This is a genomic window from Priestia sp. AB (assembly GCF_028369225.1).
GTDB classification, from domain to species: Bacteria; Bacillota; Bacilli; order Bacillales; family Bacillaceae_H; genus Priestia; species Priestia megaterium.
Window position 1 is genome coordinate 224,270 of record NZ_JAQMYN010000006.1, and the last position, 11,503, is coordinate 235,772.

General features: G+C 39.9%; 12 protein-coding genes. All 12 read left to right on the forward strand.

Annotated features, from left to right (window positions below):
* Positions 1-3: 3 nt before the first annotated feature.
* The gene (gene uvrA / locus POF52_RS19345; RefSeq protein WP_230184005.1) at positions 4-2,880 is read left to right on the forward strand and encodes an excinuclease ABC subunit UvrA; all 2,877 of its coding nucleotides are present in this window, start codon (positions 4-6) and stop codon (positions 2,878-2,880) included.
* Positions 2,881-2,967: 87 nt separating this feature from the next.
* A complete protein-coding gene (locus POF52_RS19350; protein ID WP_013059730.1) occupies positions 2,968-3,279 on the forward strand; it encodes a hypothetical protein in 312 nt (103 codons plus the stop codon).
* A gap of 38 nt (positions 3,280-3,317) precedes the next feature.
* Positions 3,318-4,409: a DUF4097 family beta strand repeat-containing protein gene (locus tag POF52_RS19355; RefSeq protein WP_271994182.1), complete on the forward strand. Its 1,092-nt coding sequence runs from the start codon at positions 3,318-3,320 to the stop codon at positions 4,407-4,409.
* A gap of 41 nt (positions 4,410-4,450) precedes the next feature.
* The gene (locus tag POF52_RS19360) at positions 4,451-4,645 is read left to right on the forward strand and encodes a PspC domain-containing protein (protein WP_013059728.1); all 195 of its coding nucleotides are present in this window, start codon (positions 4,451-4,453) and stop codon (positions 4,643-4,645) included.
* A 2-nt stretch (positions 4,646-4,647) separates the two neighbouring features.
* Complete coding sequence (locus POF52_RS19365; RefSeq protein WP_153253955.1) at positions 4,648-5,013, forward strand: phage holin family protein; 366 nt, start codon at positions 4,648-4,650, stop codon at positions 5,011-5,013.
* Positions 5,014-5,200: 187 nt separating this feature from the next.
* Positions 5,201-6,136 carry an HPr(Ser) kinase/phosphatase gene (hprK, locus tag POF52_RS19370; RefSeq protein ID WP_013085404.1) on the forward strand — a complete coding sequence of 312 codons (936 nt, stop codon included), beginning with the start codon at positions 5,201-5,203 and terminating at the stop codon, positions 6,134-6,136.
* Positions 6,137-6,152: 16 nt separating this feature from the next.
* Entirely contained in the window at positions 6,153-6,986 is an 834-nt protein-coding gene (lgt, locus tag POF52_RS19375) for a prolipoprotein diacylglyceryl transferase (protein WP_176585241.1), read from the forward strand.
* A gap of 60 nt (positions 6,987-7,046) precedes the next feature.
* Positions 7,047-7,694, forward strand: a complete 648-nt coding sequence (ppaX, locus tag POF52_RS19380; RefSeq protein WP_028409653.1) for a pyrophosphatase PpaX — start codon at positions 7,047-7,049, stop codon at positions 7,692-7,694.
* A complete protein-coding gene (locus tag POF52_RS19385) occupies positions 7,691-8,218 on the forward strand; it encodes an acyltransferase (RefSeq protein ID WP_271994187.1) in 528 nt (175 codons plus the stop codon). Before ppaX ends, POF52_RS19385 begins: the two co-directional genes overlap by 4 nt.
* Before the next feature lie 175 nt (positions 8,219-8,393).
* Positions 8,394-9,575 (forward strand): ATP phosphoribosyltransferase regulatory subunit, encoded by a 1,182-nt coding sequence (locus tag POF52_RS19390; protein WP_043977360.1) that lies wholly within the window; start codon positions 8,394-8,396, stop codon positions 9,573-9,575.
* Positions 9,575-10,207, forward strand: coding sequence for an ATP phosphoribosyltransferase (gene hisG / locus POF52_RS19395; RefSeq protein ID WP_271994192.1), 633 nt, complete (start codon positions 9,575-9,577; stop codon positions 10,205-10,207). The genes POF52_RS19390 and hisG overlap by 1 nt, the downstream gene beginning before the upstream one ends.
* Positions 10,208-10,222: 15 nt before the next feature.
* A complete protein-coding gene (gene hisD / locus POF52_RS19400) occupies positions 10,223-11,491 on the forward strand; it encodes a histidinol dehydrogenase (RefSeq protein WP_271994194.1) in 1,269 nt (422 codons plus the stop codon).
* Positions 11,492-11,503 lie beyond the last annotated feature (12 nt).

The window sequence follows — 11,503 nt, forward strand, 5'->3', positions numbered from 1 at the left end:
AACATGGCGATGGAAAAAATCGTGGTAAAAGGTGCACGAGCCCACAATTTGAAAAATATCGATATTGAAATCCCGCGAGACAAATTAGTGGTGTTAACAGGATTATCAGGTTCTGGTAAATCTTCTTTGGCTTTCGATACAATCTATGCAGAAGGACAAAGACGTTATGTCGAGTCGCTTTCGGCATATGCAAGACAGTTTTTAGGTCAAATGGATAAGCCAGATGTAGATTCAATCGAAGGATTGTCGCCTGCTATTTCAATCGACCAAAAAACAACGAGCCGAAACCCTCGTTCAACCGTCGGAACTGTGACCGAAATCTATGACTATTTGCGCCTTTTGTTTGCTCGTGTAGGAAAGCCGATTTGTCCTAATCATGGAATTGAAATTACATCTCAAACGATTGAGCAAATGGTAGATAGAATTTTAGAGTACCCTGAACGCACAAAGCTTCAAGTACTGGCACCTGTGGTATCTGGCCGAAAAGGCACCCACGTAAAAGTGTTAGAAGATATTAAAAAGGAAGGGTACGTTCGCATTCGAGTAGACGGAGAAATGCGTGAAATAACAGAAGAAATTGAACTGGAAAAAAACAAAAAGCACTCCATTGAAGTAGTAATTGATCGCGTTGTTGTAAAAGAAGGTGTAGCCGCTCGTTTGTCGGACTCTTTGGAATCAGCTCTTCGACTCGGAGAAGGGAAAGTAATTATTGATGTGATAGGTGAAGAAGAACTGCTTTTTAGTGAGCATCATGCTTGTCCAAAATGTGGTTTCTCCATTGGAGAACTTGAGCCCCGCATGTTTTCATTTAATAGTCCGTACGGGGCGTGTCCAACGTGTGACGGGTTAGGAACGAAATTGGAAGTGGACAAAGATTTAGTTATTCCTAACTATGACTTAACGCTTCGCCAGCACGCAATTGCACCTTGGGAGCCAACAAGTTCTCAATATTATCCGCAGCTGCTTGAAGCCGTATGTACACATTACGGCATCGATATGGACGTGCCGGTGCGAGATATCCCGGAACATTTATTTGATAAAGTGTTATATGGCAGCGGTAAAGAAAAAATTTACTTTCGCTATGAAAATGATTTTGGCCAAGTAAGAGAAAATCATATCGAATTTGAAGGCGTGCTTCGGAATGTAGAGCGCCGTTATCATGAAACGAGTTCAGATTATATCCGTGAGCAAATGGAAAAGTACATGGCTCAGCAAGCTTGTCCAAAATGTAAAGGAAATCGTTTGAAACGCGAAAGCTTAGCGGTGCTTATTGACGAAAAGCATATAGGAGATACAACCCGCTTCTCAGTAAAAGAAGCATATGATTTTTTTGAAAGTCTCAGCCTATCTGAAAAAGACATGAAGATTGCGGATATGATACTGCGTGAAATTCGTGAACGTCTAAGCTTTCTCATTAACGTGGGGCTTGATTACCTAACATTAAACCGCTCTGCTGGAACTCTCTCGGGAGGAGAAGCACAGCGGATCCGTTTAGCTACTCAAATTGGTTCTCGCTTGACGGGGGTTCTTTATATTTTAGATGAACCTTCTATCGGTCTTCATCAGCGTGACAATGATCGCTTAATTCGCACGATGCAAGATATGCGCGATATTGGAAATACGTTGATTGTTGTAGAACATGACGAAGATACGATGATGGCAGCTGATTATTTAATTGATATCGGACCAGGAGCCGGCGTACACGGAGGTGCTGTTGTTTCTCAAGGTACGCCTCAGGAAGTGATGAAGGATGAAAACTCTTTAACGGGTCAATATCTATCAGGAGAGAAGTTTATTCCTCTTCCAGCGGAAAGACGGTCAATAGATAAAGATCGGATGATTGAAATTATAGGAGCAAAAGAAAATAATTTAAAAAATGTAAAAGCAAAGCTTCCGTTAGGTATGTTCACGGCTGTTACAGGTGTATCTGGATCAGGTAAGAGTACGCTGGTAAATGATATCCTTCATAAATCATTGGCGCAAAAGCTGCATAAAGCAAAAAGCAAAGCAGGAGAACATAAAGAAATCAAAGGCATTGAACACTTAGATAAAGTCATCGATATTGATCAGTCTCCCATAGGCCGTACGCCTCGTTCGAACCCTGCAACTTATACAGGCGTATTCGATGACATCCGAGATGTATTTGCCCAAACAAACGAAGCAAAAGTGCGCGGATATAAAAAAGGCCGTTTTAGCTTTAACGTGAAAGGCGGCCGCTGTGAAGCTTGTCGAGGAGACGGTATTATCAAGATTGAAATGCATTTCTTGCCAGATGTATACGTCCCTTGTGAAGTCTGCCACGGCAAACGATATAACCGTGAAACTTTAGAAGTGAAATATAAAGATCAAAACATTTCAGATGTGTTGGATATGACCGTTGAAGACGCGCTTCACTTCTTTGAAAACATTCCAAAGATTAAGCGGAAGCTGCAGACAATTTACGATGTAGGACTCGGCTATATCACCCTTGGACAGCCGGCTACTACTTTATCCGGCGGAGAGGCACAGCGTGTAAAGTTAGCTTCAGAGCTTCACCGCCGCTCAACAGGAAGAACGCTGTACATTTTAGACGAACCGACTACCGGTCTTCATGTCGATGATATTGCACGATTATTAAAAGTGCTCCAGCGTTTAGTTGAAAATGGAGATACGGTTTTAGTGATCGAACATAATTTAGATGTCATCAAAGCAGCTGATTACCTGCTTGATTTAGGGCCTGAAGGCGGAGATAAAGGCGGACAAATTGTGGCTACGGGTACGCCAGAAGAAGTGGCAAAAGTAAAAGAATCCTATACGGGTCATTATTTGAAGCCAATTTTAGAACGTGACCGCAAGCGTATGGAGAAAAAAGTTGAAAAAGCAGAGGCATTAACTCGTTAAAAGACACCAGCATTGGTGTCTTTTTTATAAAGAATGAAACTTTTTAACTCATTAAACCGTAATACATGATATAAGGAGCTGATTATTATGGAAGGAAATCGCATACTATCTTCCTTAAATTATTTTAGCGTTTTCTTTGCACCATTTTTATTACCTATTATTATTTATTTTGTTGTTCATAACATAGAAGTAAAGAAACATGCAAAAACTGCATTTTTGTCACATTTATTACCTATCGCTACAGCGATCTTGTTCTTATTTTTCTTGCTTCCTGCTCTTACTGGCTCTAGTGGAACGGTATTTATTCTTTTAATTGTAGCTTTAGTTGTTGTTTCTTTAGTTAATGTTGTTGTGTTTGTATGGAATATTGTAAAAGGGATACAAATATTAAGCAGATAAAAGTTAAATGACTAAAACGTAAAGAGGAGATGGAAGGTATGAGTGAAAAGCGTAAACAAATTTTACAGATGGTAGAAGAAGGGAAACTTAGCGTAGATGAGGCTTTAACTTTGCTAAACTCACTGGAAAAAGGCTCAGCTAATGATTCTTCCTATGCTACGCCTGATAAAGCTGAGCTATCCCCTTATGTAGGAGGAAAACAGAAAAAAACGTACGCTTCTAAGTCATCTCAAAGCTCTTTAAAGGAAAAATTACTTACATTTGTAGATCAAACGGTAAAAAAAGTAAAAGAAGGAGATTTAGATTTTAACTTTGGTCCTTCGATTGACGTTCAGCACATCTTTCAACAATCAGAAGCATATATTCAAGAGATTGACGTAGATTTAGCAAATGGAAGCGTCCAACTCCGACCTTGGGGAAGTACAGAAGTACGAATAGAGTGTGAAGCTGCTATCTACAAAGTAGAGAATTCGGATGAAGCACGCCGCACTTTCTTGCAACATACGGCATTTTCCATTGAAAATGGCAAATTGCGCTTTTCAATTCAGCAAAAGCAAATGAAAGTGAAAGCGATTATTTATATTCCAGAAATGGAATATGAACGCGTCAAGCTCCGTATGTTTAATGGTTCAATCGATGGGGAAAGACTAAGCGTACGAGACCTGAAAGCCAAAACAGCTAATGGTACCATCCGCTTTTACGATGTGAACAGCCATTCTCTCGAAATGGAGACATCAAACGGGCACATGGAACTTTCTCGAATACTGGCTTCGAAATGTGAGCTTGAAACAATCAATGGAACGGTTAAATTTGATGGAGATACAAAAAAGATTGATGTTCAGACATTTAACGGAGATATTGATACTTATTTAAAAGGAGAGCGCATTGAAAAAGCATTTTTCAAAACGACTACAGGAAGCATTACGCTCTATACGCCGCCTCATCTCTCCGTTGATGGAGATTTGAAATCTAACTTTGGGAATTTTACGTGTACACTTCCTGAGATGGAAATAGTAGATGAGAAAAAAGAAACGGTGATGAAACAACTTCGTTTCAAAGCAAATGTCGCTTCGCCGAAAGGCTATAAATTGTTAGCTGAATCCAAAACGGGCTCAATTGTTATAAAATAGAAAACGCTTGTTTTAGTAAAAAAACAAAGGAGATGATTAACGTGCGAAAGTTGTATCGTTCGCGAACAAATCGCAAGCTTGCGGGTGTTATCGGCGGTATTTCTCAGTATATCGGAATAGATGCTTCACTACTCCGCGTATTGTTTATCATCAGTTTATTTTTTACAGTAGGTACTCCGGTCATCTTATATATGATTTTTGTGTTTTTAGTTCCAAATGAAGAAGGAGATTTCTAAAAATGTTATTGCGTGGAATCATTAGTATTTTAATCAATGCCCTCGTATTAATCGTAATTGCAGGTTATATCGACACTTTCCACTTGGAATCAGTCAGTGCAGCTATTATCGCCAGCTTGATTCTATCTATTTTGAACGTGTTTGTTAAGCCGATTTTAATTTTACTTACCCTGCCGGTGACATTTCTTACGCTTGGGCTGTTTTTATTCGTCATTAATGCCATTACGCTGATGATTACACAAAGTGTTATGGGAGATTCTTTTAATATTGACGGGTTTGGTACAGCGCTTTTAGCCTCAATAATTATGTCGCTTTTAAATGCGCTTATTCAACGAGTGATTGTTGAACCGCTTCAAAATAGAAGATAACTTTCTTGCAATATTTAATTTTCTAAAAAAGATGGTAAGGTGATGCAGCCTATGCCATCTTTTTTTCTTTTCTTTCCGTATTAATGATAAAATAAAATGGCTAGAACCAAACGCGACATAAAAGCGAGAGTTGGATATACTGTAGACATGAACAGGTATATGACTGTTCATAAAAGGAGGATGCACGGTGGTTAAAGTACGTACAAAAGACATCATTGAGAAATTTAAATTAGAGCTTATTAGCGGAGAAGAAGGAATCGACCGCCCTATTTCAACAAGTGATATTTCACGTCCAGGTATTGAAATGGCAGGTTATTTTACATATTACCCAGCAGAACGTATCCAGCTGTTAGGTAAAACAGAACTATCATTTTTTAAACAATTAGATGATGAACAAAAAAAAGTTCGAATGGAAAAGATGTGTACAGATATCACGCCGGCTATCATTGTTTCGCGCGAAATGGATGTACCGAAAGAACTTATCGAAGCTTCAGAGCGTGAATCAGTTCCTGTGCTGCGTTCAAGCTTTAAAACAACGCGACTTTCCAGCCATTTAACGAATTTTCTTGAAAGCCGGCTAGCACCTACTACTGCCATGCACGGCGTATTAGTTGATATATACGGAATTGGTGTATTAATTATGGGAAAAAGCGGCGTTGGTAAAAGTGAAACAGCTCTAGAGCTTGTTAAGAGGGGACATCGTCTAGTAGCCGATGACTGTGTGGAAATCCGTCAAGAAGATCAAGACACGCTTGTAGGAAATGCCCCTGGTTTAATCGAGCATTTGCTTGAAATTCGAGGACTAGGGATCATCAATGTGATGACGCTATTCGGCGCAGGAGCTGTACGAAGCTATAAGCGAATTTCACTTGTTATTCAGTTAGAGACATGGGATCAGCAGAAACATTATGATCGCCTTGGTTTAGAAGAAGATAAAATGAAAATTATTGATACAGACGTTACAAAAATTACATTGCCAGTACGTCCGGGACGAAACTTAGCTGTTATCATTGAAGTGGCAGCAATGAACTTCCGCTTAAAGCGTATGGGTATTAACGCAGCAGAACAATTTTCTGCACGTCTAACAGATGTAATTGAAGAAGGAGATCGTGAAGATTTATAAGAAAGGGTGTTAACTTGTGGAAGCAACTATTCAGCCGTTAGATCGCGTTTTCCTTGAAATTGGCCCTCTAACGGTCTACTGGTACGGCGTAATTATCGGTGCAGGTGTTCTATTAGGTCTTTATATTGCGACAAGAGAAAGTGTAAGAAGAGGCTTATCAAAAGATACATTTGTTGATCTTATCTTATTTGCTGTGCCAATAGCTATTATTTGTGCACGAATTTATTATGTATCCTTTGAATGGGGATACTATTCAAAGCATTTAAATGAAATACCTCAGATTTGGCAAGGTGGGATTGCCATTCATGGGGGCTTAATCGGAGGCGTATTAACTGCCATTGTGTATTCGAAAGTAAAAAAGATTTCATTTTGGAAGTTGGCTGATATTGCTGCGCCTAGTTTAATCCTTGGCCAAGCCATTGGGCGCTGGGGAAACTTTATGAATCAAGAGGCACATGGGGGGCCGGTTACCCGTGCTTTTTTAGAAGGGTTGCACCTTCCAAATTTTATTATTAACCAAATGTATATTAACGGTACATACTATCATCCTACGTTTTTATACGAATCATTATGGGATTTTGCCGGATTTATCCTGTTGATGGCACTTCGCCGCACCAGTCTGCGAAAAGGAGAAATTTTCTTATCTTATTTAATCTGGTACTCAGTTGGACGCTTCTTTGTAGAAGGGCTTCGCACGGATAGTTTAATGCTGACGCATACACTCAGAATCGCTCAAGTTGTTTCACTTGCACTGATTGTAATAGCCATTATTTTAATTATTGTCCGCCGCGTGACGGGCATGAGTAAACAGAAATACTTAGAGAATGAAGAAGCACAATCTAAGGCGTAAATGAAGAAAAGCTACAGGATTTACACAAACTTGATTTGACGCAAGGGAAGGAAATGAATAATGACGATTAATACGGTTTTGTTTGATTTAGACGGTACGTTAATTGATACAAACGAATTAATTATTGCTTCGTTTACTCATACGCTTAATCACTATTATCCTGAACAATATACTCGTGAAGATATTTTACAGTTTATGGGACCTCCTTTATACGACACGTTTGTAGAAATGGATAAAACGAAAGTAAACGAAATGATTGAGATGTATCGCACGCATAATCTAGCTAATCATGATTTGCTTGTTAAAGAATTTGAAGGCGTACTTGAAACAGTTAAATGGCTGCACGAGCAGAATTATAAATTAGGTATTGTCACAACAAAGCAAAGAAATACGGTCATGATGGGGCTTAAGTTAACAAAGTTAGACCAGTTCTTTGATACGATTGTTGCAATTGAAGACGTAACAAATGCAAAGCCGCATCCTGAGCCAGTAGAAAAAGCACTGAAGCTGCTTAATGCTAAACCTGAAGAAGCGCTGATGGTGGGAGATAACCATCATGACATCGTTTCTGGCCAAAGAGCTTATACGAAAACAGCTGGAGTTGCTTGGAGCGCAAAAGGAAGAGATCATATCGCTTCTTATAATCCTGATATTATTTTAGAGAATATGACGGATTTAATTGATATATTAAAAGGAGAACGTCAGTGAGAAAAACGACGCGCTATCCGGTTAAAGGAGCTAATTCCCTTTGGCATGTCTATAAGACCGTGCCTTTTTGGAAAGTAGTACGCAACTTCCTAATCATTCAATGCGCTCGCTATACGCCTTTTCTTTCGATGAAAAACTGGCTGTACAAAGCGTGCTTAGGGATGAAAGTAGGACCTCAAACATCCTTTGCCCTTATGGTGATGCTCGATATTATGTTTCCTGAAAAAATACAAGTAGGACGCAATACGGTTATCGGATACAATACAACTATTCTCGCTCATGAATATCTGATAACGGAATATCGTCTTGGAGATGTCAACATTGGGGATGAAGTGATGATTGGAGCAAATAGCACCATCCTTCCAGGCGTAACAATCGGCAACGGAGCGGTTGTAGCGGCTGGAACGGTGGTTCATAAAGATGTCGCACCCGGTTTCTTTGTTGGAGGTAACCCTATGCGTGTCATCTATACAAAAGAAGAAATGGAAAAGCGTAAGGAAGCAGAGCCTAAAGCCACAACTTAGCAAGAACTAAGCTGTGGTTTTTTTTGTAAATTTGAACAGCTGGCGGTTGACGGCTGACTTTATCGGGTGTAAACTATCAATAACTTTAATTTGTTATTTCGCTAATACATTAGCGCGATAAAGCGAAATCAACCTATCAATAATAGATAAAATCAAGCTTAAAGGACGTGTCGGAATGTCAAAGTTATTTATGTTTGAAAAACCCCTTGGAATGAGAGATACCCTGCCAGCTCTTTTTGAAAGAAAAAAACAAGTTCGCAATCAGCTGGCAGATGAAATCAGCAGCTGGGGCTATCAATATATGGCAACGCCTACTGTGGAATACTACGAGACGGTAGGAAGCGCATCAGCTATTTTAGATCAACAATTGTTTAAACTTTTAGATAAAGAAGGGCATACGCTTGTGCTGCGACCGGATGTAACAACGCCATTTGCACGTGTGGCCGCTTCAAAACTTTTAAATAATTCTCCTTTGCGCTTAGCTTATGAAGCAAATGTATTCCGAGCTCAGCAGCGTGAGGGCGGCCGCCCGGCGGAGTTTGAACAAATAGGTGTTGAGCTAATTGGAGACGCTACAATGAGCAGCGATGCTGAAGTGATTGCTCTCATGATCGGCGCTTTAAAAAGAGCGGGACTTAAATCATTTAAAGTGGCAATTGGCCACATCGGGTTTGTTAATTCGCTTTTTCTAGAAATTGTCGGAAATGAAGAACGTGCTAACGTGCTTCGCCGCTTTTTATATGAGAAAAATTACGTGGGTTATCGTAATCATGTAAAAGATTTGAATCTATCTTCTATTGATAAACAGCGTCTCCTTCAGCTGCTTAACCTGCGCGGAGATGAAAAGAAGATTGAAGAAGCGGTTGAACTAGTTGAAAACGAAGCTGGTAAAAAAGCAGCCGGTGATTTGAAAAAGCTATGGAATATGCTTGATGCGTACGGTGTAACGGATGAAATTAAAATTGATTTTAACTTAGTCAGTCATATGAGCTATTACACAGGTATTTTATTTGAAGTCTTTGCTGAAAACGTTGGTTTCCATATCGGTAATGGAGGACGTTATGACCAGCTTCTTGAAAAATTCGCGTCTAAAACACCAGCTACAGGATTTGGAATTCAGCTCGACCGCTTAATTGAAGCGCTGGGCGAAGAAGTATATGAGCCTTCAGCAGTATACGGCATATTATATAGCCAGGAGCGTTTAGATGAGGCACTAGCTTTAGCTGCTGAACAGCGCAAGCAAGGATACCGGGTAGTGACTCAGGAAATTGCAGGCGTTGATGATGTTGATGTATTTACTGCACAGTTTGAAGAAGTCACGTTTCTAATTGGAAAACGAGGCAAGGGGGGACAATAATGAGTGAACTATTAACAATTGCAATGCCAAAAGGACGTATTTTTGAAGAAGCAGCTGAACTTTTGCGTCAAGCAGACTTTCAATTGCCGCCAGAATTTGACGATTCGCGCAAGCTGATTGTAGACATTCCTGAAGAGAACATGCGCTTTATTTTAGCAAAACCAATGGACGTTACTACTTATGTAGAATACGGGGTAGCGGATCTTGGTATTGCAGGTAAAGACGTAATGTTAGAAGAAGAAAGAGATGTCTATGAGCTGTTGGATTTAAATATTAGTAAATGTCATCTGGCCGTTGCCGGTTTGCCTAATACTAAAAAATCAGAAATTGCTCAAAAAGTGGCAACCAAATATCCAAATGTAGCATCTACTTATTTCAGGGAGCAAGGAGAGCAAGTAGAAATTATTAAATTGAATGGTTCCATTGAATTAGCGCCTTTAATCGGCCTAGCTGATCGGATCGTTGATATTGTATCAACAGGACAAACACTAAAAGAGAATGGACTTGTTGAATTGGAGCACATTGAAGATATTACATCGCGTTTGATTGTGAACCCTGTGAGCTATCGTTTAAAAGACGAACGAATTGATGATTTAGTGAATCGTTTAGCCCAAGTGGTTCAACCTGTATAAAAGAGGTGACATACATTGAAAATTACACGTGTAACAGAACAAGTGAGCTTAAAACGTACGATTGATCAAGGAACGAGTGCTCAAAGAGAAATTGTCGTAAATATTTTAAAGCAGGTGCAAGAGCAAAAAGACGAAGCTTTAAAAAGGTATACAGCCCAATTTGACGGCGTTGAGCTTTCTTCTTTGCTTGTGACAGAACAAGAAAAGAAGCGTGCTTATGAGCTGGTTGATGCAGATATGCTGTCAATCATTCGTGAAGCTGCTGACAACATTCGTGATTACCACGAAAGAATGGTCGAGCAGTCTTGGATGACAACAAAAGAAGACGGCACCATTTTAGGGCAGAAAGTAACGCCTTTAGATGCAGTAGGTGTTTATGTACCGGGAGGCCTTGCGGCTTATCCTTCTTCCGTTTTGATGAATGTCATTCCTGCTCAAGTGGCAGGTGTAAAACGTATCGTGATGGTTTCACCTCCAGGAAAAGACGGCGCGCTTCCTGCTGGAGTAGTGGTAGCAGCGAGTGAGCTTGGGGTCAAAGAGATTTATAAAGTAGGGGGAGCTCAGGCAGTAGGAGCACTTGCCTATGGAACAGAAACAATTCAATCCGTCGATAAAATTGTAGGGCCAGGTAATATCTTTGTTGCATTAGCGAAAAGAGAAGTATATGGCTTAGTAGACATTGACTCAATTGCTGGACCTAGTGAAATTGTCGTACTAGCAGACGATACGGCTAAGCCGAACGAAGTGGCCGCTGATTTATTGTCTCAAGCAGAACATGACAAATTAGCTTCAAGTATTTTAGTTACACCTTCGATGAAATTAGCCGAAGCTGTTAAAGAAGAAGTGGAAAGACAAGTGGAATCTTTACCTCGTAAAGAAATTGCAAAACCTTCTATTGATAACCATGGCGCTATTTATGTGACCGGGTCATTAGAAGAAGCGATTGAAGCTGTTAATCAATTAGCTCCTGAGCATTTAGAAATTATGACTGAAAGTCCGCTTGAACTTTTAGGTTCCATTCGTCATGCCGGTGCTATTTTTCTAGGAAGATACAGCTCAGAACCTGTTGGCGATTATTTCGCGGGACCAAACCATGTTCTTCCAACAAATGGGACTGCAAAATTCTCAAGTCCTTTATCAGTTGATTCATTTGTGAAAAAGTCTAGTATCATTTCATACAGCCAACAAGCTCTCCAGAAAAATGTCCCGAAAATCGCAGCATTTGCTCGTTTAGAAGGGCTAGAAGCTCATGCAAGGGCGGTTGAAGAACGCTTTAAAAAATAAGGTGGAGATTAA